This window comes from Streptomyces sp. NPDC051452 (assembly GCF_044454765.1).
GTDB lineage: Bacteria > Actinomycetota > Actinomycetes > Streptomycetales > Streptomycetaceae > Streptomyces.
The window spans coordinates 110,039-135,687 of sequence record NZ_JBITEB010000014.1; the positions used below are offsets into that span (position 1 = coordinate 110,039).

Below are 25,649 nucleotides of genomic sequence, written 5' to 3' on the forward strand. Positions count from 1 at the left end.
CCTGGAGGCCCTACCCCTGGCCAGCACAACGGCCACTCCCCTCAGTGGCGCGGCTCACCTAACCACACCCGTTTCGCCTGGGGGAGGGCTTTCCGACCAGATGGGCAAGAACTTACCGGTGCCGTCACCCGTGGGAGGCCGTCGGCCGCAGGGGCCGCTATGACGTACGGCGCAGTGCGCGCAGTCCGCGCAACCCGATGACGCCGACGACCGTCCCCAATACGAAGGAGACGACCGCCAGCAGCAGGTGCACCCAGAAGTACGCGGTCGGGTGACCGGCGTCGAAGGCGAGCCCGCTGCTGTCCTTGACCAGGTTCTTTACGAAAGTGACCCAGATGACCCAGCTCCACACCCCGAAGGCGAGCAGGAACCAGGAGACCGGGCGGCTGAGCTTCATGTCTCCAGTATCGCCGTCCCGTGTGCGGTTCCGTGTCGGGGGTGGGGTGGCGGGTGGGCCTTCGGATCACCGCGCGGGTACGTTCTCGGTCGTGCCCGTTGCCAAGAACACCGGCCGGCGATCCCTGCTGGTCACCTCCGCCGTACTGCTGTCGCTGTCCGTCACCGCGCCCGCCGCGCTCGCCGCCCCGATCCCCCCGACCAGCCCGGCGAGCCCGACGGCCACCCCGCCGGCCCGGATGTCGTCCGTGGGCGGCGCCCGGCTCGGACTGCCCGGCACCCAGGTCGCCCTCGCCCCCGGCGTGCCGGTGCTGCCCAAGGACCTCACCGCCCGTTCGTGGATCGTCTCCGACGCGGAGTCCGGCGAGGTGCTCGCGGCGCACAACGCGCACTGGCGGCTGCCGCCCGCGAGCACCCTGAAGATGCTGTTCGCGGACACCGTGCTGCCTCGGTTCCCCAAGGACACCCGGCACAAGGTGGTGCCGTCCGACCTCGCGGGCATGGGCGCCGGCTCCAGCGTCGTCGGGATAAAGGCCGGCGGCACCTACACCGTCCACGACCTGTGGCTCGGGGTCTTCCTGCGCTCGGGCAACGACGCCGTGCACGTGCTGTCCCGGATGTACGGCGGCATCGACCAGACCGTGCGGGACATGCGGACGCACGCCGAGGACCTGCGGGCCCTGGACACCCGGGTGGTCTCCCCCGACGGCTACGACGAGCCGGGGCAGGTGTCGTCCGCGTACGACCTGACGCTGTTCGCCCGCTCGGGACTGCAGAAGAAGGACTTCCGCGACTACTGCTCGACGGTCCGGGCGCCCTTCGGGGCGAGCGAGATCCAGAACACCAACCGGCTGCTGAGCGGCGACAGCGACGTCCCCGTCTACCCGGGCATCGCGGGGGTGAAGAACGGCAACACCACCAACGCGGGCGCCACCTTCACCGGGGTCGCCGAGCGCAACGGCAAGGTGCTGCTGGTCACGGTGATGCACCCGGAGAAGCGCGAGCACAACGAGGTGTACAAGGAGGCCGCGAAGCTGCTCGACTGGGGTTTCCAGGCGGCCGGCAAGGTCGCCCCGGTGGGCGAGCTGGTGCCGCCGAAGAGCGCCACGGCGGGCAGCGCGGCGCCGAGCCCCGGGGCGTCCGCCGGACAGGCGGCCCGGACAAGCGGCGGTTCGGGTGCGGGGCCGGTGGCCAGTGCCACCGCCCGGTCCGGTGGCGTCGGTATCGCCCTGGCCGTCGCCGGGGGGCTGCTGGTGCTGCTCGGGGGCGGGGCGTTCCTGGTCAACCGCCGGTGGCCGCTGCCGGACCTGATGCGCCGTCGGCCGCGCCCCTGAGTTCCACCTCCTTGCTCTGGGTGGCTGTCCAGGAGGCGCAGAAGAGGACGAGTTTCGCCGTGAAGTTGATCCACAGCAGCAGCGCCACGGGGACCCCGAAGGCGCCGTACATGCTCTTCGCGGCGACTCCCTGGATGTAGCCGCTGAGCAGCAGCTTCAGCACTTCGAAGCCGACCGCGCCGAGCAGCGCGGCCACCAGCAGGCGGCGGCGCTGCGGCTCCACGCCGGGCAGCAGCGTCAGCACGTAGAGCAGGACGAGGAAGTCGGCGAGCACGGCGACCGCGAACGCGATGACCTGGAGCAGCAGGGTGCCCCAGCCGTGTTCCTGCAGGCCGATCTGCCGGGACAGCCAGCCGACGGCCGCCGAGGCCAGCGTGGACGCGGCGAGCGTGACCAGCAGGGCGCCGCCGAGGCCTAGGAGGATGCCGGCGTCCTTGGCCTTGGCGAGGATCGGGTTCTCCTCGCGGTCGGGCAGTTCCCAGACCGCGCGCAGACAGTCCCGGGTCTGGCCGACCCAGCCGATGCCCGTGAACAGCAGCGCGGCCCCGGCGATGACGCCGACGGTGCCGGCGTTCTGCACCAGGGAGCTGATGTCCAACTGCTGGGCGAGGCCCGGGAACTGGTCGGCGATGCGGTGCTCGACGGTCTTCTGCCGGGAGGGGCTCAGCGTGGCGGCGGTGATCGCGGCGGCCACGGTGAGCAGCGGGAACAGCGCGATGAAGCTGACGAACGTCACGGCGGCGGCCAGCCGGGTCCACTTCACCCGGTCCAGCCGTTCGTAGCTGCGCCACGCGTGGGTGGTCATCAACCGGGCGATGATCGGCCCGATGCCCGGCAGCCTCTTCAGCCAGTCCATGATCCGAACCTGCCCCCGCCCGGCTCCTCCACACCGCTGAAATGACGTCAATATCAGGGGACATCCCATTAATCACCCGTTTTCAGGAGGTCAATGGATGTTTTGTACCTAATCGGCCCCATAGGGACGATACGGTCACCGGCATGTCTGGAGACACCGTTGCCGTCACCGGCTGGGGACGCACGGCCCCCACCGTCGCCCGCCTCATCCGCCCGCGCAGCTACGAGGAGGCCGCGGCGGCCGTCCGCGACTGCGGCGCGCGCGGCGCGGTCGCCCGGGGGCTCGGCCGCGCGCACGGCGACGCGGCGCAGAACGCCGGCGGAGCCGTCCTCGACATGACGGGCCTGGACCGCGTGCACGTGGTCGACGCGAGCGAGGGCATCGTGCTGTGCGACGCCGGTGTCACCCTGCACCGGCTGATGGACGTACTGCTCCCGCTCGGCTGGTTCCCGCCGGTCACCCCCGCCACCCGCCAGATGACCGTCGGCGGGGCGATCGGGGCCGACGTCCACGGCAGGAACCACCACGTCAGCGGCTCCTTCGCCCGGCATGTGCTCTCCCTCGAACTGCTCACCGCCGACGGCGAGGTCCGCACCGTCAGCCCCGGCACCCCGCTGTTCGAGGCGACCGCCGGCGGCATGGGCCTGACCGGCGTCATCCTGACGGCCACCTTCCGGCTGCTCGCGGTGGAGTCGTCGTATCTGACCGTCGACACCGAACGCGTCGCGAACCTCGACGATCTGCTGGCCCGCATGGCCTCGGGCGACCACCGCTACCGGTACGCGTCCGCCCGGATCGACCCGCGGGCCCGGGGCGCGGCGACCGGTCGCGCCGTCCTCACCCGTGGCGACCACACGCCCCTCGACGCCCTCGGCGCCGGCGCACGCGCCCGGCGGCGCACGCTCTCCTTCCACCCCCGCCGGTTGCCGGCCGCCCCCGCCTTCGTCCCCGAGGGTCTGCTCGGCCCGGCCGCCACCGCACTGGTCAACGAACTCTGGTACCGCACGGCACCCCGCGCGCGCACCGGTGAGATCCGGCGCCTGTCCGCGTTCTTCCACCCCCTGGACGGCGTGCCCCACTGGAACCGGCTCTACGGCCGCGGCGGCTTCGTGCGCTACCAGTTCGCCGTCGGCCACGGCCGGGAGGACACGCTGCGCCGCATCGTGCGACGCCTCGCCGACCGGCGCTGTCCGGCCCTGCCGGCCGTCCTGGAACGGCTCGGGGAGGCCGGCCCCGGCTGGCTCTCCTTCCCCGTGCCGGGCTGGAGCCTGGCCCTGGACATCCCGGCCACGCTGCCCGGCCTCGCCGCGTTCCTCGACGGACTCGACGAGGAGGTCGCGGCGGCCGGCGGGCGCGTCTGCCTCGCCAGGGACTCCCGGCTGCGGCCGGAACTGCTCGCCGCCATGTACCCGCGCGTGGCCGACTTCCGGGACCTGCGCGCCCGGCTCGACCCGCGCGGGGTGTTCGTCTCCGACCTCGCCCGCCGACTCGACCTCTAGCCTCTAGGAGCTGCCGTGAAGGACGCCTTCGGCCTCCCCCAGTCCCTGCTCGTCCTCGGCGGAACGTCCGGGATCGCGCTGGCCACCGCGCGCCGGCTGATCGCCCGCCGCACCCGCACGGTGTGGCTGGCGGGTCGACCCTCCCCCGCCCTCGACCAGGCCGCCGAGAGCCTGCGCGCGCTCGGCGCCGACGTCCGCACCGTCGCCTTCGACGCCCTCGACCCCGAGTCCCACGAGACGGCCCTCGGCAAGGTCTTCGCCGAGGGCGACATCGACCTGGTGCTGCTCGCCTTCGGCATCCACGGCGACCAGGCGCACGACGAACGCGACCCGGTGCGCGCGGTGCGGGTCGCCCAGACCAACTACACCGGGGCCGTCTCCGCCGGTCTGGTCAGCGCCCGCGCCCTGCAGACCCAGGGCCACGGCTCCCTGGTGGTCCTCTCCTCCGTCGCCGGCGAACGGGCCCGCCGCGCCGACTTCATCTACGGCTCCAGCAAGGCGGGGCTCGACTCCTTCGCCCAGGGCCTCGGCGACGCCCTGTACGGCACCGGGGTGCACGTCATGGTCGTACGCCCCGGCACCGTCCGTACGCCGGTGCCGGCCGGGCGGCGCCGGGATCCGCTCGCCACCACCCCGGAGGCGGTCGCCTCGGCGGTGGAAGCGGGGCTGCGCCGGCGCGCGGAGACGGTGTGGGTGCCCGGCACGCTCCGCCTGGTGATGGCGGCGCTGCGGCACGCGCCGCGGCCGCTGTTCCGCAGGCTGCCGTTCTGACGGCGGCCCGGTGGGGCCCGGGAGCCCGCGCGGGCTACAGGCTGGCGATGGTGCCGCGCCCGACGTCGGCGTGACCGGGCTGCGGCGGCACCACGGATCCGCCGAACGCGTACTCCCGCAGCTTGCGCCACACCCCGTCGGGCCCCTGCTCGTAGAGCGCGAAGCCGGTGCACGGCCACTCGGCGTCGAAGCCCGCCAGCTCCTCGAAGGCCCGGTCCATCGCCGCGTCGTCGATGCCGTGCGCGACGGTGACGTGCGGGTGGTACGGGAACTGCAGTTCGCGCGCCACCGGCCCGGAGGCGTCACGCACCCGCTGCTGGAGCCAGGCGCACGCCTCGGCGCCCTGGACGACTTGGACGTAGACGACCGGGGACAGGGGCCGGAAGGTGCCCGTGCCGGACAGCCGCATCGGGAACGGCCGGGCGGCCGCGGCGACCGCGGCGAGATGCGCGTCGACGGCCGGCAGGTCGGCCCCCTCGACCTCGGTCGGCGGGAGCAGGGTGACGTGCGTGGGGATGCCGTGAGCCGCGGCGTCGCCGAAGCCCGCGCGCCGCTCCTGGAGCAGGCTGCCGTGAGGCTCCGGGACCGCGATCGAAACGCCGATCGTTACGGTCCCCACGTCGTCTCCTTCGTCACGTCTGTTGTGTTCTCAGTCGTCCGGGTATCGACTGTACGACCACGGCCGTCTCCAAGGCAGGCGCAACCGAAGTGATGTGCAGCGCTCTGTTCCCGGGACGTGTGTGCGGTCGTACGCCTCAGTGCTTCGCGGGCAGGAAGCCGACCCGGTCATACGCCTGCGCGAGGGTCTCGGCGGCGACCGCGCGAGCCTTCTCCGCGCCCTTGGCCAGGATCGAGTCGAGGGTCTCGGAGTCGTCCAGATACTGCTGGGTGCGCTCGCGGAACGGCGTCACGAACTCGACCATGATCTCGGCGAGGTCCGTCTTGAGCGCGCCGTAGCCCTTGCCCTCGTACTTCGCCTCCAGCTCGGCGATGGTCTCGCCGGTGAGCGTCGAGTAGATGGTGAGCAGGTTGCTGACGCCCGGCTTGCTCTCGGTGTCGAAGCGGATGACGGTGTCGGTGTCGGTGACCGCGCTGCGGACCTTCTTCGCCGTCGTCCTCGGCTCGTCGAGCAGGTTGATCAGGCCCTTCGGCGTGGACGCCGACTTGCTCATCTTGATCGACGGGTCCTGCAGGTCGTAGATCTTCGCCGTCTCCTTGAGGATGTACGGCTTCGGGACGGTGAAGGTCGGGCCGAACCGGCCGTTGAACCGCTCGGCGAGGTCACGGGTCAGCTCGATGTGCTGACGCTGGTCCTCGCCGACCGGCACCTCGTTGGCCTGGTACAGCAGGATGTCGGCGACCTGCAGAACCGGGTACGTGAACAGGCCGACGGAGGCCCGGTCGGCGCCCTGCTTGGCGGACTTGTCCTTGAACTGGGTCATGCGGGAGGCCTCGCCGAAGCCGGTGAGGCAGTTCATGACCCAGGCGAGCTGGGCGTGCTCCGGCACGTGGCTCTGCACGAAGAGCGTGCAGCGGTCCGGGTCCAGGCCCGCCGCCAGCAGCTGGGCGGCGGCGAGCCTGGTGTTGGCGCGCAGTTCGCGGGGGTCCTGCGGGACCGTGATCGCGTGCAGGTCGACGACCATGTAGAACGCGTCGTGGGACTCCTGCAGGGCCACCCACTGGCGGACGGCGCCCAGGTAGTTGCCGAGGTGGAACGAGCCGGCGGTGGGCTGGATTCCGGAGAGCACGCGAGGTCGGTCAGTCGCCATGCTCACCATTGTCTCAGAGGGTGCGGGGGTGATCGGTCTCCGAGGGTCAGCCGAGGTCGATCTCCGGGTACAGCGGGAAGCCCGCCACCAGGTCGGTCGCCCGCTGGGAGATCTCCCGCGCGATCTTCCCGTCCAGGACGTGCTGGGCCTTGGACGGCACCCCCGACTTGGTGGTGCCGGCCTCGGTCGTGGTCAGGACGCGGTCGATGAGCCCGGCGACCTCGTCCATCTCGGCGGTGCCCAGGCCGCGGGTGGTCAGCGCGGGGGTGCCGATGCGGATGCCGGAGGTGTACCAGGCGCCGTTGGGGTCGGCGGGGATGGCGTTGCGGTTGGTGACGATGCCGGACTCCAGCAGGGCGGACTCGGCCTGGCGGCCGGTGAGCCCATAGGAGGTGGCGACGTCGATCAGGTTGAGGTGGTTGTCGGTGCCGCCGGTGACGAGGGTGGCGCCGCGCCGTGTCAGGCCCTCGGCGAGCGCGCGGGAGTTGTCGACGACGCGCCGGGCGTAGTCCTGGAAGTCGGGCCGGCGGGCCTCGGCGAGGGCGACCGCCTTCGCGGCCATGACGTGCGGGAGCGGGCCGCCGAGGACCATCGGGCAACCGCGGTCGACCTGATCCTTGAGGGAGTCGTCGCACAGGACCATGCCGCCGCGCGGGCCGCGCAGCGACTTGTGGGTGGTCGTGGTGACGATCTGGGCGTGCGGTACCGGGTCGAAGTCGCCGGTGAGGACCTTGCCGGCGACGAGACCCGCGAAGTGGGCCATGTCGACCATCAGGGTCGCCCCGACCTCGTCGGCGATCTCGCGCATGATCCGGAAGTTCACGAGCCGGGGGTAGGCCGAGTAGCCGCCGACGATGATCAGCGGCTTGAACTCGCGGGCCTGGGCGCGCAGGGCCTCGTAGTCGATCAGGCCGGTGACCGGGTCGGTGCCGTAGGAGCGCTGGTCGAACATCTTGCCGGAGATGTTCGGGCGGAAGCCGTGGGTGAGGTGGCCGCCGGCGTCCAGGGACATGCCGAGCAGGCGCTGGTTGCCGAAGGCCTGGCGCAGCTCCGCCCAGTCGGCCTCGGTCAGGTCGTTGACCTGGCGGACACCGGTCTTCTCCAGGAAGGGGGCCTCGACCCGGTCGGCGAGGACGGCCCAGAAGGCGACGAGGTTGGCGTCGATACCGGAGTGCGGCTGGACGTAGGCGTGCCGGGCCCCGAAGAGTTCGCGGGCGTGCTCGGCGGCCAGGGACTCCACGGTGTCGACGTTGCGGCAGCCGGCGTAGAAGCGGCGGCCGACGGTGCCCTCGGCGTACTTGTCGCTGAACCAGTTGCCCATCGCCAGCAGGGTGGCCGGCGAGGCGTAGTTCTCGGAGGCGATCAGCTTGAGCATCTCGCGCTGGTCGGCGACTTCCTGGCCGATGGCGTCCGCGATACGCGGTTCCACCGCGCGGACGACGTCGAGGGCGGCGCGGAAGGCCGTGGACTCGGTGGAGAGGGGCTGCTGCTCTGGCATGGGGACCTCCGGACGGTGGACGGGCAGCGTTCACGTTCGGCCCAGGCGCACGGCACTGTTTTCCCGCTCGGGCCGCTCCCCGATGGTCCGTCCCATCCCAGCGCGCCAGTCACGGCCCGTCGGCCAGCCTACCGGGCACGCCGACCGGGACAGCTGCGGCGTCCACCATCCGAGCGACCGCGGAGCCCTAGAGGATCACGTGGGGCAGGAAGCGGGCGTACGCGTCGGTGATCAGGCCGGCCGACTCGCGGATGCCGAGGCCCGCCGGCTCGTCGCGGACGACCCAGGCGCCGAGGACGACGTGGTTGCCGTCGAAGGCGGGCAGCGGGGCGAGCCGCTGGTAGCAGCAGGCCTCGTCGCGCAGGACCGGCGGCCGTCCGGGCGGGTGCACGGTGACGCCCTCGCCCTCGCGGCCGAGCAGGGGCTTGGCGACATAGCCGGACGATCCGGCCAGTTCGCGGGGGCCGTCGAGGTAGGCGGGCAGGAGGTTGGGGTGGCCGGGGTACAGCTCCCACAGGACCGCCAGCAGCGCCTTGTTGCTGAGCAGCATCTTCCAGGCGGGTTCGATCCACAGGGTGCTGCCGGTGCCGCCGCCGTTGTCGAGGGTGTCCAGGACGTGCCCGGCGAAGGCGTCGGTGGTGAGCCACTCCCAGGGGTAGAGCTTGAACAGGGCGCGGATGAAACGCAGTTGGTTGTCGACGAAGCGGCCGGAGAGGCTGTCCCAGCCGATCTCCTCCATGGAGAGCCAGTCGGTGTCGAGGCCGGCCTGCTCGGCGGTCTCCTTCAGATAGGCGACCGTCATCAGGTCCTCGCCGAGTTCGTCGGCCGAGGAGTGCGCGAAGTGCAGGGGACTTCCCGGGGGCAGCAGGGCGGCCTGTGCGCGCCAGGCGTCGACCAGGCGCTCGTGCAGGGAGTTCCACTGGTCGGCGCCGGGGAAGCGGTCCTCCATCCAGAACCACTGCGGCGAGGCGGCCTCGACCAGCGAGGTCGGGGTGTCGGCGTTGTACTCCAGCAGCTTGGCCGGGCCGGTGCCGTCGTAGCGCAGGTCGAAGCGCCCGTAGACGGACGGGAGTTCGGCGCGGCGCCGCCAGGCCTCGGTGACCGCCTCGGCCACCCGCGGGTCGGTGATGCCGAGGTCGCCGAGGCGGTCCTTCGCCACGAGGTGCTCGGCGGCCGCGAGGCACATGCGGTGCAGTTCCGCGACGGTCTCCTCCAGCGCCTCGACCTCGTCGAGGGAGAAGACGTAGTAGGCGCTCTCGTCCCAGTAGGGGCGCAGGGAGCCGTCGGGCTGGCGGGTGAGCGGATAGACGAGTCCCTGCTCCTCGACGACGCGCTGCCAGTCGGGGCGGGGTGTGATCGTACGGCGTTCCATGCGAGGTCCTCCGGTCAGCCGCCGGAGCCTCCCTTACCGCCGCCGAAGCCGCCGCGGTGGACACCGCCGCCGCCCGAGCCGCCGGAGCCCTTGTGGGGCTTGGAGAAGGAACCGCTGTCGACCCGGCCGCCCTTCCTGCTGCCGCCGTAGTACCAGACGCCGTGCGTCGAGGACGTGGTGGACTTGCAGTACTTGTCGGAGACGACCTTGTAGCCCTTGCCGTAGGTGTAGCTGTCGCGGTCCACGCAGCGCTTGTCCGGGTCGGAGGAGCAGGCGGTCAGGGCGGCGGCCAGCAGGCCCATGCCGCCGAGGACGACCGTGCCGGAGCGCAGCCGCCTGGCCGCCGGTGACTGTCCTGTGGTCATGTCTGGTGTCTCCCCCCGTGGCCGCACCGGCCGGAACCGTTCGCTGTCGGGCCAGCCTAGAGATCGCGGGGTCCGCCCGTACAGGCGGCCCCCGCGATCCGCCCTTCGCCTAGAGTCACTTCGTGTTGTTCGGAATGATGTGCGCCTTGGGCGCGGCGGTCTGCTTCGGCACCGCGACGGTGTTGCAGGCGGTGGCCACCCGCGAGGTGGGCACGGACGGGGGCGGTGGGGACGCGGCGCTGTTGCTGCGCGCGCTGCGGCAGTGGCGGTACATCGCCGGGCTGGCGCTGGACGGGCTGGGCTTCCTGCTGCAGATCGCGGCGTTGCGGTCGGTGCCGATCTACGCGGTGGGCGCGGCGCTGGCGGCCAGCCTCGCGGTGACGGCCGTGGTGGCGGCGCGGCTGCTGCGGGTGCGGCTGAGCGGGCTGGAGTGGGGCGCCGTCGGCGTGGTCTGCGCGGGTCTGGCGATGCTCGCACTGGCCTCGGGCACGGAAGGGGACCGGGAGGCGCCGGACTGGCTCGGGTACACGATGGTGGCCGTGGCCGTGGGCGTGCTGCTGCTCGGCGGGGTCGGCGGGCGCCTGTCCGGCCGGACCCGGGCGTTGCTCCTGGGGCTCGGCGCCGGGTTCGGGTTCGGGGTGGTGGAGGTGTCGGTACGGCTCATCGACTCGCTGCGGCCGGCCGATCTGCTGGCCAACCCGGCGACGTACGCGCTGCTGCTGGGCGGTGGTGCCGCGTTCCTGCTGCTGACCTCGGCCCTGCAACGCGGCTCCGTGACGACGGCGACGGCCGGGATAGTGATCGGGGAGACGATCGGGCCGGCCGCGGTGGGCGTGGTGTGGCTCGGCGACCGGACCCGGGAGGGCCTGGCCTGGCTCGCGGTCCTGGGCTTCCTGGTGGCGGTGGCGGGCGCCCTGCTGCTGGCCCGCTTCGGTGAGGCGCCGGCGGAGGGGGGCGCGGGCTCGGCGGTGCAGGGGTGAGTGGTGAGCGCGGCCGGGCCGGGGAGGCCGGCATCGGTGCCGGTGGTCAGGGGAGCACTCGGCACAGGGCCTCCAGGGTGGCCGCCCACGCGCTGTCCGGTGGTGTCGCGTAGCCCACGACCAGCGCGTCCACCGCTTCGGTGATCGCCTCCGGATGGCGGTGGAAGGCCAGTCCGTGCAACGCCAGTCCCTGCCAGGCCGCGGCCTGTACCACCGGCTGTTCCATGCCCGCCGGCAGCCGCAGCACCGCGTGCAGCCCCGCGGCGATCCCGGTGACCCGTACCCCGGGCGCGCGGTCGGCCACGGCCGCGGTGAGGGCGTCGCGGCGGCGCCGGTAGCGCAGTCGCGAGGAGCGCACATGCCGGTCGTAGGCGCCGCAGGTGAGGAACTCGGCGAGGGTGAGCTGTTCCAGCACGCTGACGGTCTCCATGCCGCCCTTGGCCGCGAGGGCCTCCTCGGCGAGGGCCGGCGGCAGCACCATCCAGCCCAGCCGCAGTCCGGGGGCGAGGGCCTTGCTGGCGGTGCCGAGGTAGACGACGCGGTCGGGGTCGAGGCCCTGGAGCGCTCCGACGGGCTGGCGGTCGTAGCGGAACTCGCCGTCGTAGTCGTCCTCCAGGACCAGTCCGCCGGTGCGCCGGGCCCAGTCGACGACGGCCGCCCGCCGGTCGGGGTGCAGGGCCGTGCCCATCGGGAACTGGTGGGCCGGGGTCAGCAGGACGGCGCCTTCCGTGGTCAACGCGCCCGGATCGGTGCCCAGTTCGTCGTAGGGCAGGGCGCGCGTGGCGAGGCCCGACTCCCGCAGCCGGGCCCAGTACGCGTCGAGCCCGTACGCCTCGACCGCCACCGTCCGCGCTCCCCGGGCCGCGAGTACGGGTCCGAGGACGCGCAGGGCGTGTGCGAAACCGGAGGTGATCAGGACGGTGTCCGGGTCGGCGCGGACGCCTCGGGCGCGGGCGAGGTAGCCGGCGAGGGCGGCCCGCAGTGCGGGAAGGCCGCGCGGGTCCCCGTATCCGAGGCTGTCGTGGGGGGCGGCGGCCAGGGCTCGGCGGGCGGCCTTGAGCCATGCGGCGCGCGGGAAGGAGGCGAGGTCGGGGCTGCCCGGGACGAGGCTGTGGGCCGGGCGCGGCGGTTCCCGGCGGTGGGGTGCCGCGCCGGTGCCGGCGGGCGGGACGACGGCCCGGTCGGTCACCCGGGTGCCGGAGCCCTGCCGGGCGGTGAGCCAGCCCTCGGCGACCAGGTCGCCGTAGGCCTCGGCCACGGTGTTGCGGGCGATGCCGAGGTCGGCGGCGAGCGAGCGGGAGGACGGCAACCGGGTGCCCGGGGCCAGGCGTCCGGTGCGCACGGCGTCGCGCAGCGCGTCGGTCAGGCCCCGGCGCAGTCCGCCCGGGCCGGCCGGTTCGAGATGCAGGTCGACCCCGAAAGTGGCCCACTTTTCCGCCATGGAAATGGACCATACTCCCGGGCCGCACGAAACCTAGGGTCGATTCCATGAGCACTGCACAGGAAACCCCCCGATACGCGACCGAGCAGGCCCCGCGGCTGGCCTGGGCCCAGCAGGCGCCCGAGGTCTACAAGGCGATGGTCCGCCTGGACGCCGCCGCCGGCCAGGGTCTGGACCCGACGCTCCGCGAGCTGGTCAAGATCCGTGTCTCGCAGATCAACCACTGCGCCTTCTGCCTCGACATGCACACCAAGGACGCGCTCGCCGCCGGTGAGAGCGTGGAACGGATCGTGCAGCTCGCCGCGTGGGAGGAGTCCCGGCACTTCTACACGGAACGGGAGCTCGCGGCGCTGGAGCTGACCGAGGCGGTCACCGTCCTGACGGACGGGTTCGTGCCGGACGAGGTGTACGAACGGGCCGCCAAGCACTTCGAGGAGGCCGAACTGGCCCAGCTGATCGCCTCGATCACGGTGATCAACGCCTGGAACCGGTTCGGTGTGACCACCCGGATGACCCCGGGCCACTACCGGCCGGGACAGCACAAGTAGGCCGCCGGCCGCGTACGGCCCGAGCGGGCCGTACGCGGGTGGTGGGCCGGGGGCGCGGGCCGGTCAGGACAGCCATCGCTTCCACACGTCGGGGTGGCTGTCCGCCCACTTCTTCGCCGCGTCCTGCGGGCTCAGCTTCTGATCGGCGATCATCAGCGAGACCTCGTTCTGGTCCTCGGTGGTCCACCGGAACTTCTTCAGGAAGGCGGCCGCCTTCCCGCCGGACCTCGCGAAGTCCGCGTTGAGGAACTTCTTCAGCGGGGTGTGCGGGTAGGCGCAGGCGACCTTCGCCGCGTCCGCGTCGCAGCCCTCCTTGTACGGCGGCAGCTTCACCTCCGTCATGGGGACCTTCTTCGACAGCCACTGGGGCGTGTACCAGTAGGTCAGGAAGGGCTTCTTCTCCTTGGCGAACTGCTTCATCTGGGTGATCTGCGCCGCCTCGGAGCCGGCGAAGACCACCTGGTAGTCCAGCTTCAGATTGGCCACCAGCGCCTTGTCGTTGGTGACGTAGGACGGGGAGCCGTCCATCAGCTGGCCCTTGCCGCCGCTCTCCGCGGTGTGGAACAGCGAGGCGTACTTGTTCAGGTTCCGCCAGTCGGTGATGTCGGGGTGCTGCCTGGCCAGATAGGTCGGCACGAACCAGCCGATGTGGCCGGTCACCCCGAGTTCGCCGGCGTCGGCGATCGTCTTCTTGTCCTCGACGTACCGCTTCTCCTGGTCGGGGTGGCCCCAGTCCTCCATGAGGGCGTCGACCCGGCCCTGGCTGAGCGCGTCCCAGGCCGGCACCTCGTCGACCTGCACGGTGTCGACGCGGTAGCCGAGCTTGTGCTCCAGGATGTACTGCGCGACGGCCACGTTGGACTGCGCGCCCACCCAGGACTGCACGGACAGGGTGACGGTCTTCGAACCCCGCGCGTTGGCGAACGGGCTGGCCTGCTTGGTCATGTCGGCGGCGCCGCAGCCGGTGGTCAGCCCCAGTGCGGCGACCGCGGCGGTGACCAGGGCGGTGGTACGGAATCGCATGTCAGGCTCCCTTCCTCGCGCGGCGGTCCGTCGGCTGGGTCACCCGGTCGAGCATCAGGCCCAGGCAGACGATGGCCGCGCCGGCCACCAGTCCGGTCGCCAGGTCGCCCTGGGCGAGGCCGAACACCACGTTGTAGCCGAGCGCGCCACCGCCGACGAGACCGCCGACGACGACCACGGCGAGCACGAGCACCACGCACTGGTTGACGGCGAGCAGCAGGGCGCGCCGGGCCAGCGGCAGTTGGACCTGCCGCAACTGCTGGGCGCTGGTGGCACCCAGCGAGCGCGCCGCCTCCAGGGCGCCCGGGTCGACCTGGCGCAGTCCCTGGCTGACGATGCGTATGACGGCGGGCAGGGCGTAGATCACGGCGGCAGCGGCGGCGGGGGCGCGGCCCACGCCGAACAGCGCCACGACCGGGATCAGGTACACGAACTGCGGCATGGTCTGGCAGACGTCGAGCACCGGGCGCAGAATCCGCTCGCACCGGGCGCTGCGGGCCGCGGCGACGGCGGTGCCGAAGCCGATCACCAGGGTGACGGCCACCGCGGCCAGCACCTGCGAGAGGGTGTCCAGGGACGGCTTCCACACTCCGAGCACGCCGATCGCGGCCATGGCCAGCGTCGCGGTGAGCGCGGTGCGCCAGGTGCCGATCAGCCAGGACACCGCGGCGACGATCAGGAGCAGTCCCCACCAGGGCAGCCACTGCAGACCGTCCCGGATCGGGTCCAGCACCCAGGTGGTGAAGTGGGCCGCCCAGTCGGCGGTGCCGCCGACGACGGGGACCCCGCTGTAGAGGTGGTCGACCATCCAGTCCTTGGCGGTGTTCACGGGCGCGGCGATGTCCGCGACCCAGGCGCCCGGCCAGGTCAGGGTGTCCGTGAGCCGGCCGATCAGGACCACGGCGGCCGTCACGGCGGCCGGCACGTACCAGCGGGCAGCCGTGTGCCCCGCGGCGGGCTCGGTTCCGGCGCCCAGGCGTTCGCCGACGGCGGCGGTGACGCGGTCGAGCACGATGGCGAGCAGCACGATGGGGATGCCGGCCGCCAGCGCGGCGCCGACGTCGACGGAGGCCAGCGCCTGGTAGACGCGGTCACCCAGGCCGCCGGCGCCGATCATGGAGGCGATCACGGCCATGGACAGCGCCATCATGATCGTCTGGTTGACGCCCAGCATGAGCTCCTTGCGGGCGAGCGGCAGCCGGGCGGTCAGCAGCCGCTGCCGGAAGGTGGCGCCGAGCGACTCCACCGCTTCCATCACCCCGGCGTCGGCGGCACGCAGGCCGAGCGAGGTCAGCCGCGCCATGGGCGGTGCCGCGTACACGACGGTGGCGAGGACGGCCGCGGGGACGCCGATGCCGAAGACCAGGACGACGGGCAGCAGATAGGCGAAGGCCGGGAGCACCTGCATGGTGTCCAGCACGGGGCGCAGGGCCCGGTCGAGGCGGTCGGACAGTCCGGCGGCGAGTCCGAGGAGCATGCCGAGGAGTACGGAGGCGAGGACGGCGACGACCATGAGCGCGAGGGTCTGCATGGTCGGCACCCACATGCCGAGGGCGCCGCACGCCAGGAAGGCGACGGCGGTGCCGGCGGCGAGGCGGACGCCGGCCACGCGCCAGGCGACTAGGGCGCCGAACACCGTGACGCCGATCCAGCCCCCGGCGAGGAGGGTCAGGTAGACCGCGCGGACGGAGAGGACGACCGCGTCGCTGATGTAGCCGAAGAAGTACAGGAACAGCGGGTGGCTGTCCCGGTTGTCGATGACCCAGTCGCTGGCGGTGGCGAGGGGTTTGGTGAGGTCGACGGTGAGGGCGTGCGGCCAGGTGGCGCCGGGCCATCTGGTGGCGGCCCAGGGGGCGAGGACGGCGGCGACCAGCGCGAGCAGGAGGAGCTTGCCGACGGCCCGGTTCTTCAGCAGGCGGGGGGCGCCGGCGGCGGAGCCGGGGACGGAGAGCGTGGCCATCAGATCACCTCCGGACTGGTGCGCGGCGGAGGCGGGGATGCCTGTCCGCGCCGCCGCCCGGCCGCCGCGGTCCGCGCACCGGACGCTCCCTGGGGTATCTCGGCCGCGGGGGCCGGGTCGGGGACAGCGGCCTCGGGGGCCGGGTCGGCGGTGGGGGCGGCTGCCGGGGTGGGGCCGGTGGTGGTGGGCGTGCCGGTGGGCGTGCCGGTGGGACCGTCCGGGGTGGTGCCCGGCCGGGGGCCGGGTGTGTCGGCCGTTCCCGCGACCACGCCCAGCAGGGCGTCGGAGTCCACGACGCCCAGGCACCGGCCCGCTTCCACGACCCGGGCCGCGGCGCCCGAGCGGGCCACCGCCTCGATCGCCTCGGCGACCGTGGCCTCGGGTCGGACCGCCGGGCCGGTGGCCGTGTCCGCCGGGGACGCGGGGCGCATCGCCGTACGGACCGTCATCACCTGTTCACGCGGTACGTCCCGGACGAACTCGCGCACGTAGTCGTCGGCGGGGGAACCGACGATCTCCTCGGGGGTGCCGAGCTGGACGACCCGCCCGTCGCGCATCAGGGCGATCCGGTCGCCGAGCTTGAGGGCTTCGGAGAGGTCGTGGGTGATGAAGACCATCGTGCGGCCCTCCTCGTGGTGCAGGCGGACCACCTCTTCCTGCATGTCGCGCCGGATGAGCGGGTCGAGGGCGCTGAACGGTTCGTCGAACAGCAGCACCTCGGGGTCCACGGCCAGGGCGCGGGCCAGGCCCACCCGCTGGCGCTGGCCGCCGGAGAGCTGGCCGGGCCGGCGCTTCTCCATGCCTTCGAGGCCGACCTTGGCGACGACCTCGGCGGCCCGCTCGCGCCGCTCGGACCTGCCGACGCCCTGGATCTCCAGGCCGTAGGCGACGTTGTCGAGGACCGTGCGGTGCGGGAGCAGACCGAAGTGCTGGAAGACCATGGCGGCGCGGTGCCGGCGCAGTTCGCGCAGGCGGCCCTTGTCCATCGCGCGGACGTCCTCGCCGTCGATGGCGATCGTGCCGGCCGTCGGCTCGATCAGCCGGGTCAGACAGCGTACGAGGGTGGACTTGCCGGAGCCGGACAGGCCCATCACGACGAAGACCTCGCCCTTGCGGACGTCGAAGGAGACATCGCGGACGGCGGCGGTGCAGCCGGTGCGGGCGCGCAGTTCGGCGGCGTCGAGGCCGTCGAGCGAGGGGTCGGCGGGGATGCGGTCGGCCTTGGGGCCGAACACCTTCCACAGGCCGTCCACGGAGAAGACGGGGGTGTCGGTGGGGGGCTTGCGCGTGGGGACGGTGAGAGTCATCGGGACTCGCCTCCGATCAGGTCGACGGCCTTCTCCCCGACCATGAGCACTCCGATCATCGGGTTCACGGCGGGCATGGTCGGGAAGACGGAGGCGTCGGCGATGCGGATGCCGGACAGGCCGCGCACGCGCAGCTGCGGGTCGACCACGGCCAGCGCGTCGTCGGCGGCGCCCATCTTGCAGGTGCCGGCGGGGTGGTAGACGGTGTGCGCGACCTTGCGGGCGTACTCGCTCAGTTCGGTGTCGCCGACGATCTCGGGGCCGGGGCAGACCTCGCGCCTGAGCCAGCCGGCCAGCGGCTCGGTCCGGGCGATCTCACGGGCGATGCGGATGCCGTCGACGAGGGTGCGGGCGTCGTAGTCGTCCTCGTCGGTGAAGTAGCGGAAGTCCAGGGCGGGCTTCACGGACGGGTCGGCGCTGGTCAGGAACAGCCGGCCGCGGCTCCTGGGCTTGGGGATGTTGGGGGTCATCGAGACGCCGTACGCGGGGCGTTCGTAGCCGAGGCGCTCGGGGTTGTCCGTGAACGGGATCTGGTAGAAGTGGAACATCAGGTCCGGGCCCGGCTGTTCGGGGTCGCGGCGCACGAACAGACCGGCGTCGGAGTCCATCGCGGAGTTCTCCGGGATCGGGCCGTTCGTCTCCCACACGATCACCGACTCGGGGTGGTCGAGCAGGTTCTCGCCGACGCCCGGCAGGTCGTGCGCGACCGGGATGCCGAGTGCCTCCAGCTCCGCGCGCGGGCCGATGCCCGAGTGCAGCAGCAGGCGCGGGGAATCGACGGCACCCGCGCACAGGACGACCTCGTTGCGGGCCCGCACGAGCAGTTCCTCGCCGTCCTTGGTGCGCACGTGGACGCCCTCGGCGCGGGTGCCGTTCAGCTCCAGCCGGTACGCCCAGGTCTCCAGGAAGAGGTGGAGGTTCGGACGCTCGTCCATCACCGGGTGCAGATAGGCGACGGAGGCGGAGGAGCGCTTGTTGTCCTCCGGGTGGTAGGCGAGGTCGAAGAAGCCGACGCCCTCCGTGAAGGGCTTGCGGTTGAACCCCTCGACCCGGGGCACCCCGAGCGCCGTCTCGGCGGCGTCGACGAAGTCGCGCGCGATGGCGTTGCGGTCCTTCTCGTCGACGGAGACGATGTTGTTCTTCAGGCGCGCGAAGTAGGCCTCCATGGGGACGGCGCCCCAGCCCTCGGCGCCGGCCTCCTCCCACTCGTCCCAGTCGGAGGGGAGCGGCTTGAAGGAGATGAGGGTGTTGTGCGAGGAGCAGCCGCCCAGGACGCGGGCCCGGCTGTGCCGGATGTGGGAGTTGCCGCGCGGCTGTTCGGTGGTCGGGTAGTCGTAGTCGAGTTCGCCGCCGAGCAGGCCCATCCAGCGGCGCAGGGTGAGGACGTCGTCGCGGCCCACGTCGCTCGGGCCGCCCTCGATGACGGCGACGGTGACGTCCGGGTTCTCGGTGAGGCGGGAGGCGATGACGGAGCCTGCGGTGCCGCCGCCGACGACGACGTAGTCGAATTCGTGGGTGTGATCCGGCATGGGCTGGTTACTCCTGCGGGGTGGGAGGACGTGTGGAGGGTCGCGGCGGGTTCGCCGGCTGGGCGAGTGGGCGCTCAGCCGGCGAACCAGCGCACCGGCTTCGGCGCGAGGTTCTGGTAGACGTGCTTGGACTCGCGGTACTCGGCGAGTCCGGCGGGGCCCAGTTCGCGGCCGGTGCCGCTCTTGCCGAACCCGCCCCACTCCGCCTGCGGCAGATAGGGGTGGAAGTCGTTGATCCAGACGGTGCCGTGCCGCAGTCGGCCGGCGACCCGGCGGGCGCGACCGGCGTCGGTGGTCCACACGGCGCCGGCGAGGCCGTACTCGGTGTCGTTGGCGAGACGGACGGCCTCGTCCTCGGTCTGGAAGGTCTCGACGGTGAGGACGGGTCCGAAGACCTCTTCCCGGACGACCTTCATCTCGCGGTGGCAGGCGTCGAGGATCGTCGGCTCGTAGAACCAGCCCGACTCGGGGCGCTGCGCCGACGGTTCCGGCCGCTTGCCGCCGCAGCGCAGCACCGCGCCCTCGGCCAGCGCGGACGCGACGTACGCCTCGACCTTGGCGCGCTGCTGCTCGGAGACGAGCGGGCCGCACTCGACGCCGTCCTCGGTGCCGCGGCCGAGCCTGATCCGCTGGGCGCGGCGGGCGAGTTCGGTGACGAAGCGGTCGCGGACCGACTCCTCGACGATGAGGCGCGCGCCGGCCGAGCAGACCTGGCCGCTGTGGATGAAGGCGGCGTTGAGGGCCTGGTCGACGGCGGTGTCGAAGTCCTCCTCGGTGGCGCAGGCGTCGGCGAAGACCACGTTGGGGTTCTTGCCGCCGAGTTCGAGGGCGACCTTCTTCACGCTCGGGGCGGCCGCCTGGGCGACCTTGGTGCCGCTGGCCAGGCCGCCGGTGAAGGAGACCAGGTCGACGCCGGGGTGGTCGGCGAGCCGGGCGCCGACGGTGTGGCCGGGACCGGTGACGATGTTGGCGACCCCGGCGGGCAGCCCGGCCTCGATCAGCAGCTCGATCAGCGCGATGGTGGTCAGCGGGGTGATCTCGCTCGGCTTGACCACGAAGGTGTTGCCGGCCGCCAGGGCCGGGGCGATCTTCCAACTGGCCTGCAGGAGGGGGTAGTTCCAGGGGGTGATCAGCGCGCAGACGCCGACCGGTTCGTGTACGACGACGCTGTGGATGTCGGGCGAGCCGGCGTCGACCACTCGGCCCGGGGCCTCGGCGGCCACCAGGTCGGCGAAGTAGCGGAAGGCGTCGGCGACACAGTCGATGTCGACGCGGCCCTCTTCGACGGTCTTGCCGGCGTCGCGACTCTCCAGCAGGCCGAGTTCCTCGCGGTCGCGCACCAGGAGGTCGGCGACGCGGCGCAGCAGCGCGGCGCGCTCGGCGACCGGGGTGTGGGGCCAGGGGCCGTGGTCGAAGGCCTGCCGGGCGGCGGCCACCGCCCGCTCCGCGTCCTTCTCGTCACCCTCGGCGACCACGGCGAACGGCCGGGCGTCCGCCGGGTCGAGGATCTCGCGCGTCGCGCCTGAGCTCGCCAGGAGCCACTCGCCGCCCGCGTGGATGGTCGCCCCGCCCTGTCGTTCCGTTCTGTGCGCCATGATCCGTGTAGCCTTCCGTTCCTGGTCCGTACCCCTGCGTTACGAGGTTGTCACTCTCGGGGACCGTGGCCACCTGCCCGACTCTGCGGATTGCATGCGCAATGGGTGGCCGAAAGTGCGCGGCGTCACTGAAAATACGGTCGAAATGGCGCCGAAAAGGGACAAGAGTGGGTGACTGAGGAAGGGCCGGCGTACGCGGGGTCGGCGTCATGGCGCGGATGCCAGGCGAAACCCACCCGCATCGCGGGCGGGGACAGCGGCACGTCGGAGGCGAGCGGGCGCTCCCACCGGCCGATCATGCCGATGAGGCCGGTCTCAAGCAGCGGCTCGGGCCGCGCTGTCCGCCGCGCCGGGAGACGAGGAGGCGCCCTGCCTCCCCGGCGAAGCGCTCGCGCCTCAACTCCCCGCTGAGCAGATGGTGTCCGGCCCCCCGCCCACCAGGCGGGTCTCGGCTCGGGCCTCGGCACCACCGCACGCGGGTGAGGCGGGCGGAGCCGGCACCCGGCACGGCCCCAGCGGATCCAAGCGGTCCCGTGGCCCGGCGGCTCCAGCGAGGAGCCGGCAAGGCTGGGCCGAAACGCGCGTGGGCCCCGCTCCGGACGGAAACCGGAGCGGGGCCCACGCGGGCGTCACGGCGTCAGCGCCGAGGACTCCCTCAGATGAGGCCGAGGGCGCGAACCGCCTCGCGCTCCTCCTCGAGCTCCTTGACGGAGGCGTCGATCCGGGCGCGGGAGAACTCGTTGATGTCCAGGCCCTGGACGATCTCGTACGTGCCGCCCTTGGTGGTGACCGGGAAGGAGGAGATCAGGCCCTCCGGGACGCCGTAGGAGCCGTCCGACGGGATACCCATGGAGGTCCAGTCGCCGTCGGCGGTGCCGTTGACCCAGGTGTGGACGTGGTCGATGGCGGCGTTGGCGGCGGAGGCGGCCGACGAGGCGCCACGGGCCTCGATGATCGCGGCACCGCGCTTGGCGACGGTCGGGATGAAGTCCTCGGCCAGCCACTTCTCGTCGCCGACGGCCTCGGCGGCGTTCTTGCCGGCGACCGTGGCGTGGAAGATGTCCGGGTACTGGGTGGCGGAGTGGTTGCCCCAGATGGTCAGACGCTTGATGTCGGCGACCGCGGTGCCCGTCTTCTTCGCGAGCTGGGTCAGCGCGCGGTTGTGGTCCAGCCGGGTCATCGCGGTGAAGCGCTCGGCCGGGACGTCGGGGGCGGCGGCCTGCGCGATGAGCGCGTTGGTGTTGGCCGGGTTGCCGACGACGAGGACCTTGATGTCGTCCGCCGCGTGGTCGTTGATGGCCTTGCCCTGCGGCTTGAAGATGCCGCCGTTGGCCTCCAGCAGGTCACCGCGCTCCATGCCCTTGGTGCGGGGCCGGGCGCCCACGAGGAGCGCCACGTTGGCGCCGTCGAAGGCCACGTTCGGGTCGTCGGAGATCTCGATGCCCTGCAGCAGCGGGAAGGCGCAGTCGTCCAGCTCCATGGCCGTGCCCTCGGCGGCCTTCAGCGCGGGGGTGATCTCCAGCAGGCGCAGCTTGACCGGCACGTCCGCGCCGAGCAGCTGGCCGGAGGCGATGCGGAAGAGCAGGGCGTAACCGATCTGGCCGGCCGCGCCGGTGACGGTGACGTTCACGGGAGTGCGGGTCATGGCGTTCTCCGTATGACAGCTGGCGGTGGGGCGTCCCTGCCCCGGGCGGATGATCGATCTCTTGGCGTCAAGAGAGATCCAGCGGTCAGGCTATCGCGCATCCGGCATGCGAGACGTCCGGGGCCGTGTGGCTCACCCCACAAGGGGATCACCGGTGGCACGAGCCGGGGACCGCCGGGCGGGAACGGCGGCCGTCCGTCCGCGAGAGGGGGACGGAGACGGCCACCGCGAGGGGATACCGGATCGCCGGACTCCCGTGGGGGTACGGTCCGCGTGCCCGGCGACGGGGACGCCATGCGTCCCCGGCCGCGAATTCCACCCGCTACTTCGTGCAGCCCGTCTGACCGGCCGCCAGGGTGGCGCAGGCCTCGGCCCGCGCCGCGTCCTTCACGGCGATCATCGGGGTGTACGCGATGGTGTCGTCCACGGAGGTGAGCGTTCCCGTCTGCCGGGCCCTGCCCGCCGTCACCACCACCCGGTCGCCCGCCACGGCACCGGTGATACGGCCCCACGCCGTGCCGCAGGTCTTGCTGTAGCGGACCTCCAGGATGGCGGTGCCGACGGTGACGGACTTGGCCGTGGTGACCAGATCGCCGCTGCATCCCATGGTTTCGGCGTCCTTGCCGTCACAGGCGGAACCGGCGCACTTCACGCCCGGGGGCAGGCTCACCCGGGGATGGGCGCTCGCGGCGGAGGACTTGGCGTCGCCCCCGTCCTTGTCGGCGCCGCCCTGGTAGTGGACGTAGAGGACGGCGGCGATGACGAGGAGCGTGCCGACCAGGCCCGCGAAGAACATCGTCAGCCGCTGCCCCACGCCGGACTCCGGGGTGGGGACAGCGGCGGCCACGGGGCCGGCGGTGCCGCCGGGCGGGGTGGCGGTACGGGCGGTGCCGCCGGGCGGCGTCGGGGTACGGGGGATGCCGCCGGGCTGGGTCGGGGTACGGGAGATGCCGCCGGGCGGCGTCGGGGTACGGGCGGTACCGCCAGGCGGGGTCGAGGGCCGCATCCCCGCGCCATTGCCACCGAGCCCGGGACCGGGGGGCCAGGCACTGGGCCAGGCAGCGCCACCGCCACCGGCTCGGGCTCCGGTTCGGGTTCCGGTCGTGCCTCCGGCTCCGGTCTTGCCACCGGCTGTGCCACCGGCACCGGTTCCGGCGGATGCGCCGGAACCGGCGGGGGCTTGGGCGTCGGCAGCGGCTTGGACGTCGGCAGGCGTTCCGGCTGCCACGCCGGAGCCCGCACCCGCACCCGCACCGGGGCGCGCGCTCGCCGGGGAGGGGCCGCGATATCCGGCCAGTCCCCAGGAGTTGACGCCGGAGGTCGCGCCTCGCGCAGGGCCCGCGTCCTCGGCAGACCCACGGCCCTCGACGTCGGTCTCCGCGCGGTCCCCGCCGTCGGCGGACCCCCGCCCGGCATCGTCGGCCGACGTACGGCCCTCGCCGTCGGCGCCCTTGTCCTCACCCGTCGCCGGGCCGGAAGTGGCCGGACGGGTGGCCGTGGGGCCGGCCGTCGCCGGAGTCGTGGTGGGGGTGATGGGGGTGGTGGCAACCGGCGGACCGTCGGTCGTCGGGGCCACCGGCACCGACCGCCCGGGTTCCGCACGCGGCCGCGAGCCGCCAGGCGCCCCACTCGCGCGGTCGTTCAGCGGCTCCGCCCCGCTCCAGGCACGTTCGGCGATCTCCCACAGGGCGACGAGGGGGAGCGGGTCGGTGCCGGTGGCCTCGGCCAGCGCGACCGCCGCCCCCTTGGGCGCGAGAAGCCGGCCGCCCAGATACCGCTCCCACGACGCCTTGGCATACCCCGTGCGGTCGGCCAGTACCGCGACGCTCAGGCCGCTGTGGTCCACCAGGTGCCGCATCCGGCCGGTGAACTCCGCGAGCCGCGGGTCCAGATCCTCGGGCAACGCCTTCCAACGTGGCATCGCTACCCCCCACTTCCCCCGATCGGTGCTGTCGTACGCGCGCGCTGCCCCCGAGCCGCCCCCGCGTTCCGGTGATGCGCCGCACAAGGATCCCAGCTTCCCGTGGCGAGGGCGCACGGGAAGGGGCACGTGGGGCGGCGCGCGCGGACACCGTAACGGAACAGCCACCTCCGCACCACAGCGGGGGGACCCACGCTGAGCAGGGGCTTTCCCGGCCGCCGGGTGACGGCATCCGGTGGTGGCGGTAAGGCGGTTCGGTCAGGAGGCGGAGGCGGGCGCGGGGCCGTGGTGCCGGGAACGGGAGACGCCGGTGGCTCGTGCCCCCCCGGGGGGGGAGGCACGGGCCACCGGCGCCGCGACCGCTACTTGTCGACCGTGAAGTGCAGGGTGTCCTTCAGGAAGGGAATCTCCAGCAACGGATGCGGCTGGGCCATCAGCGACAGCAGCACGATCGCCAGGCCGAGGATTCCGTAGGTGACGATGTCGGTGAAGCGGGAGCGGACGGCGAGCATGCCGACGCCGGGCAGTGTCCAGCGCATCGCCGAGGCGGCCAGCAGGGCGACGCCGACCAGCAGGGTGCCGTAGCGGAACACGTCGAGCGCGGTCATCAGCAGGCCGATCGCGACCGCCGACAGCACGGCCAGCATGGGCCACTGCCGGGCGGGCGCCGGGGCGTCCCGGGGCGCGGCCCGGCCGCCGCCCTCGGGGCGCGCGGTGTCCCTGGTGAACAGGGGGAAACGGCGGGTGGTCCGCCGCGGGCGGCCCGTCGCGTCGGGGGCGCTGATCGCGTCGCGGACCGTCGGTTCCGCGGGTCCGCGGGAGTGGTCAGCCGGCACTGCGCTCCGCCGCCTCGACCACGTTGACCAGCAGCTGAGCCCGGGTCATCGGGCCGACACCGCCGGGGTTCGGAGAGATCCAGCCGGCCACCTCGAACACGTCGGGGTGGACGTCGCCGACGATCTTGCCCTCGGCGTTGCGGGAGACGCCGACGTCCAGGACGGCCGCGCCCGGCTTGACGTCCTCGGCGCGGATCAGGTGCGGGAAACCGGCGGCCGCGACGATGATGTCGGCGCGCTTGAGGTGCGCGGGCAGATCACGGGTGCCGGTGTGGCACTGGGTGACGGTGGCGTTCTCGCTGCGCCGGGTGAGCAGCAGCGGCATCGGGCGGCCGATGGTCACGCCCCGGCCGACGACGACGACCTCGGCGCCCTTGATCTCCACGCCGTGGGCCCGCAGCAGGGAGAGGATGCCGTTGGGGGTGCAGGGCAGCGGGGCGGGCTCGTTCAGGACGAGCCGGCCGAGGTTCATCGGGTGCAGCCCGTCCGCGTCCTTGGCCGGGTCCATCAGCTCCAGGATGCGGTTCTCGTCGATGCCCTTGGGCAGCGGAAGCTGGACGATGTAGCCGGTGCAGGCCGGGTCGTCGTTCAGCTCGCGTACGACCGCCTCGATCTCCTCCTGCGTGGCCGTGGCGGGCAGCTCGCGCTGGATGGAGGCGATGCCGACCTGCGCGCAGTCGCGGTGCTTGCCCGCGACGTACTTCTGACTGCCGGGGTCGTCCCCGACCAGGATCGTGCCGAGGCCGGGCGTGACGCCCCTCTCCTTCAGCGCCGCCACGCGGGCGGTCAGATCGGACTTGATCGCGGCTGCGGTGGCCTTGCCATCGAGAATCTGGGCGGTCATGGCCCCATCCTCCCGGATGACCCGCCCCGGGTTCCAATCCGGGTGGCCGGCCCCATGATCGGCGAGGTTGCTCTTGCACAACACATCGGGGTTCCGGCTGGACAAGCGCGAGCCCGCTGAAGAACGATGAACACACAGTGCCGCGGGCAGTGCCGGGGGG

22 protein-coding genes and 1 riboswitch are annotated in these 25,649 nt (G+C 72.8%); of the genes, 5 read left to right on the forward strand and 17 right to left on the reverse strand.

Going from position 1 to position 25,649, the window contains the following annotated elements; all coding sequences use genetic code 11:
- Positions 1 to 157 precede the first annotated feature (157 nt).
- Positions 158 to 397 (reverse strand): SCO4848 family membrane protein, encoded by a 240-nt coding sequence (locus ACIBA9_RS28040; protein ID WP_362150717.1) that lies wholly within the window; start codon positions 395 to 397, stop codon positions 158 to 160.
- Between the two features lie 91 nt (positions 398 to 488).
- Between ACIBA9_RS28040 and ACIBA9_RS28045 the strand changes: the two genes are divergently transcribed.
- Complete coding sequence (locus tag ACIBA9_RS28045) at positions 489 to 1,730, forward strand: D-alanyl-D-alanine carboxypeptidase family protein (RefSeq protein ID WP_399367226.1); 1,242 nt, start codon at positions 489 to 491, stop codon at positions 1,728 to 1,730.
- On the opposite strand, the gene ACIBA9_RS28050 is transcribed toward ACIBA9_RS28045, so the two are convergent.
- Positions 1,678 to 2,586, reverse strand: a complete 909-nt coding sequence (locus ACIBA9_RS28050; RefSeq protein ID WP_399367228.1) for a YihY/virulence factor BrkB family protein — start codon at positions 2,584 to 2,586, stop codon at positions 1,678 to 1,680. The genes ACIBA9_RS28045 and ACIBA9_RS28050 overlap by 53 nt on opposite strands.
- A gap of 143 nt (positions 2,587 to 2,729) precedes the next feature.
- On the opposite strand from ACIBA9_RS28050, the gene ACIBA9_RS28055 reads away from it, so the two are divergent.
- Together ACIBA9_RS28055 and ACIBA9_RS28060 are read left to right on the forward strand one after the other, a co-directional pair.
- Positions 2,730 to 4,085, forward strand: coding sequence for an FAD-binding protein (locus tag ACIBA9_RS28055; protein WP_399367230.1), 1,356 nt, complete (start codon positions 2,730 to 2,732; stop codon positions 4,083 to 4,085).
- Between the two features lie 15 nt (positions 4,086 to 4,100).
- Entirely contained in the window at positions 4,101 to 4,856 is a 756-nt protein-coding gene (locus tag ACIBA9_RS28060; protein WP_399367232.1) for a decaprenylphospho-beta-D-erythro-pentofuranosid-2-ulose 2-reductase, read from the forward strand.
- A gap of 34 nt (positions 4,857 to 4,890) precedes the next feature.
- Here ACIBA9_RS28060 and ACIBA9_RS28065 read toward each other — a convergent pair whose 3' ends face one another.
- The 5 genes from ACIBA9_RS28065 to ACIBA9_RS28085 form a co-directional block, all read right to left on the reverse strand.
- Entirely contained in the window at positions 4,891 to 5,475 is a 585-nt protein-coding gene (locus ACIBA9_RS28065) for a 2'-5' RNA ligase family protein (protein ID WP_393900409.1), read from the reverse strand.
- A 136-nt stretch (positions 5,476 to 5,611) separates the two neighbouring features.
- Entirely contained in the window at positions 5,612 to 6,625 is a 1,014-nt protein-coding gene (gene trpS / locus ACIBA9_RS28070) for a tryptophan--tRNA ligase (RefSeq protein WP_399367235.1), read from the reverse strand.
- Between the two features lie 46 nt (positions 6,626 to 6,671).
- Positions 6,672 to 8,123: a glycine hydroxymethyltransferase gene (locus tag ACIBA9_RS28075; RefSeq protein WP_399367237.1), complete on the reverse strand. Its 1,452-nt coding sequence runs from the start codon at positions 8,121 to 8,123 to the stop codon at positions 6,672 to 6,674.
- Between the two features lie 32 nt (positions 8,124 to 8,155).
- Positions 8,156 to 8,246: riboswitch (ZMP/ZTP riboswitch) on the reverse strand.
- A 64-nt stretch (positions 8,247 to 8,310) separates the two neighbouring features.
- Positions 8,311 to 9,495, reverse strand: a complete 1,185-nt coding sequence (locus ACIBA9_RS28080) for a glutathionylspermidine synthase family protein (RefSeq protein ID WP_399367239.1) — start codon at positions 9,493 to 9,495, stop codon at positions 8,311 to 8,313.
- Between the two features lie 14 nt (positions 9,496 to 9,509).
- Positions 9,510 to 9,860 (reverse strand): hypothetical protein, encoded by a 351-nt coding sequence (locus ACIBA9_RS28085; RefSeq protein WP_399367241.1) that lies wholly within the window; start codon positions 9,858 to 9,860, stop codon positions 9,510 to 9,512.
- Between the two features lie 134 nt (positions 9,861 to 9,994).
- On the opposite strand from ACIBA9_RS28085, the gene ACIBA9_RS28090 reads away from it, so the two are divergent.
- Complete coding sequence (locus ACIBA9_RS28090) at positions 9,995 to 10,840, forward strand: DMT family transporter (protein ID WP_362151368.1); 846 nt, start codon at positions 9,995 to 9,997, stop codon at positions 10,838 to 10,840.
- A 46-nt stretch (positions 10,841 to 10,886) separates the two neighbouring features.
- Here ACIBA9_RS28090 and ACIBA9_RS28095 read toward each other — a convergent pair whose 3' ends face one another.
- Positions 10,887 to 12,281 carry a PLP-dependent aminotransferase family protein gene (locus ACIBA9_RS28095; protein ID WP_399367243.1) on the reverse strand — a complete coding sequence of 465 codons (1,395 nt, stop codon included), beginning with the start codon at positions 12,279 to 12,281 and terminating at the stop codon, positions 10,887 to 10,889.
- A gap of 47 nt (positions 12,282 to 12,328) precedes the next feature.
- Between ACIBA9_RS28095 and ACIBA9_RS28100 the strand changes: the two genes are divergently transcribed.
- The gene (locus ACIBA9_RS28100) at positions 12,329 to 12,829 is read left to right on the forward strand and encodes a carboxymuconolactone decarboxylase family protein (protein WP_399367245.1); all 501 of its coding nucleotides are present in this window, start codon (positions 12,329 to 12,331) and stop codon (positions 12,827 to 12,829) included.
- A gap of 63 nt (positions 12,830 to 12,892) precedes the next feature.
- On the opposite strand, the gene ACIBA9_RS28105 is transcribed toward ACIBA9_RS28100, so the two are convergent.
- The 9 genes from ACIBA9_RS28105 to ACIBA9_RS28145 form a co-directional block, all read right to left on the reverse strand.
- Positions 12,893 to 13,852 carry an ABC transporter substrate-binding protein gene (locus ACIBA9_RS28105; RefSeq protein WP_399367247.1) on the reverse strand — a complete coding sequence of 320 codons (960 nt, stop codon included), beginning with the start codon at positions 13,850 to 13,852 and terminating at the stop codon, positions 12,893 to 12,895.
- A 1-nt stretch (position 13,853) separates the two neighbouring features.
- Positions 13,854 to 15,812: an ABC transporter permease gene (locus ACIBA9_RS28110; protein WP_399367249.1), complete on the reverse strand. Its 1,959-nt coding sequence runs from the start codon at positions 15,810 to 15,812 to the stop codon at positions 13,854 to 13,856.
- Positions 15,812 to 17,119 (reverse strand): glycine betaine/L-proline ABC transporter ATP-binding protein, encoded by a 1,308-nt coding sequence (locus ACIBA9_RS28115; protein ID WP_399367251.1) that lies wholly within the window; start codon positions 17,117 to 17,119, stop codon positions 15,812 to 15,814. The genes ACIBA9_RS28110 and ACIBA9_RS28115 overlap by 1 nt, the downstream gene beginning before the upstream one ends.
- Positions 17,116 to 18,648, reverse strand: coding sequence for a GMC family oxidoreductase (locus ACIBA9_RS28120; RefSeq protein ID WP_399367253.1), 1,533 nt, complete (start codon positions 18,646 to 18,648; stop codon positions 17,116 to 17,118). The genes ACIBA9_RS28115 and ACIBA9_RS28120 overlap by 4 nt, the downstream gene beginning before the upstream one ends.
- A gap of 74 nt (positions 18,649 to 18,722) precedes the next feature.
- A complete protein-coding gene (locus tag ACIBA9_RS28125) occupies positions 18,723 to 20,243 on the reverse strand; it encodes an aldehyde dehydrogenase family protein (RefSeq protein ID WP_399367255.1) in 1,521 nt (506 codons plus the stop codon).
- A 655-nt stretch (positions 20,244 to 20,898) separates the two neighbouring features.
- On the reverse strand, positions 20,899 to 21,888 hold the full coding sequence (locus ACIBA9_RS28130) for a malate dehydrogenase (protein ID WP_362150676.1): 990 nt from the start codon (positions 21,886 to 21,888) through the stop codon (positions 20,899 to 20,901).
- A gap of 322 nt (positions 21,889 to 22,210) precedes the next feature.
- Positions 22,211 to 23,809: a DUF2690 domain-containing protein gene (locus tag ACIBA9_RS28135; protein WP_399367258.1), complete on the reverse strand. Its 1,599-nt coding sequence runs from the start codon at positions 23,807 to 23,809 to the stop codon at positions 22,211 to 22,213.
- A 362-nt stretch (positions 23,810 to 24,171) separates the two neighbouring features.
- Positions 24,172 to 24,645 (reverse strand): DUF3017 domain-containing protein, encoded by a 474-nt coding sequence (locus ACIBA9_RS28140; RefSeq protein ID WP_399367260.1) that lies wholly within the window; start codon positions 24,643 to 24,645, stop codon positions 24,172 to 24,174.
- The gene (locus ACIBA9_RS28145; protein WP_393900421.1) at positions 24,635 to 25,489 is read right to left on the reverse strand and encodes a bifunctional methylenetetrahydrofolate dehydrogenase/methenyltetrahydrofolate cyclohydrolase; all 855 of its coding nucleotides are present in this window, start codon (positions 25,487 to 25,489) and stop codon (positions 24,635 to 24,637) included. Before ACIBA9_RS28145 ends, ACIBA9_RS28140 begins: the two co-directional genes overlap by 11 nt.
- Between the last annotated feature and the right edge of the window lie 160 nt (positions 25,490 to 25,649).

Excerpts from the sequence above, each read along its gene's own strand:
- ACIBA9_RS28055 (WP_399367230.1), top strand. The coding sequence starts at position 2,730 with ATGTCTGGAGACACCGTTGCCGTCACCGGCTGGGGACGCACGGCCCCC.
- ACIBA9_RS28125 (WP_399367255.1), bottom strand. The coding sequence starts at position 20,243 with ATGGCGCACAGAACGGAACGACAGGGCGGGGCGACCATCCACGCGGGC.
- ACIBA9_RS28075 (WP_399367237.1), bottom strand. The coding sequence starts at position 8,123 with ATGCCAGAGCAGCAGCCCCTCTCCACCGAGTCCACGGCCTTCCGCGCC.
- ACIBA9_RS28100 (WP_399367245.1), top strand. The coding sequence starts at position 12,329 with ATGAGCACTGCACAGGAAACCCCCCGATACGCGACCGAGCAGGCCCCG.
- ACIBA9_RS28120 (WP_399367253.1), bottom strand. The coding sequence starts at position 18,648 with ATGCCGGATCACACCCACGAATTCGACTACGTCGTCGTCGGCGGCGGC.
- ACIBA9_RS28080 (WP_399367239.1), bottom strand. The coding sequence starts at position 9,495 with ATGGAACGCCGTACGATCACACCCCGCCCCGACTGGCAGCGCGTCGTC.
- ACIBA9_RS28135 (WP_399367258.1), bottom strand. The coding sequence starts at position 23,809 with ATGCCACGTTGGAAGGCGTTGCCCGAGGATCTGGACCCGCGGCTCGCG.
- ACIBA9_RS28040 (WP_362150717.1), bottom strand. The coding sequence starts at position 397 with ATGAAGCTCAGCCGCCCGGTCTCCTGGTTCCTGCTCGCCTTCGGGGTG.
- ACIBA9_RS28130 (WP_362150676.1), bottom strand. The coding sequence starts at position 21,888 with ATGACCCGCACTCCCGTGAACGTCACCGTCACCGGCGCGGCCGGCCAG.
- ACIBA9_RS28110 (WP_399367249.1), bottom strand. The coding sequence starts at position 15,812 with ATGGCCACGCTCTCCGTCCCCGGCTCCGCCGCCGGCGCCCCCCGCCTG.
- ACIBA9_RS28090 (WP_362151368.1), top strand. The coding sequence starts at position 9,995 with ATGATGTGCGCCTTGGGCGCGGCGGTCTGCTTCGGCACCGCGACGGTG.
- trpS (WP_399367235.1), bottom strand. The coding sequence starts at position 6,625 with ATGGCGACTGACCGACCTCGCGTGCTCTCCGGAATCCAGCCCACCGCC.
- ACIBA9_RS28145 (WP_393900421.1), bottom strand. The coding sequence starts at position 25,489 with ATGACCGCCCAGATTCTCGATGGCAAGGCCACCGCAGCCGCGATCAAG.
- ACIBA9_RS28085 (WP_399367241.1), bottom strand. The coding sequence starts at position 9,860 with ATGACCACAGGACAGTCACCGGCGGCCAGGCGGCTGCGCTCCGGCACG.
- ACIBA9_RS28105 (WP_399367247.1), bottom strand. The coding sequence starts at position 13,852 with ATGCGATTCCGTACCACCGCCCTGGTCACCGCCGCGGTCGCCGCACTG.
- ACIBA9_RS28050 (WP_399367228.1), bottom strand. The coding sequence starts at position 2,586 with ATGGACTGGCTGAAGAGGCTGCCGGGCATCGGGCCGATCATCGCCCGG.
- ACIBA9_RS28095 (WP_399367243.1), bottom strand. The coding sequence starts at position 12,281 with ATGGCGGAAAAGTGGGCCACTTTCGGGGTCGACCTGCATCTCGAACCG.
- ACIBA9_RS28115 (WP_399367251.1), bottom strand. The coding sequence starts at position 17,119 with ATGACTCTCACCGTCCCCACGCGCAAGCCCCCCACCGACACCCCCGTC.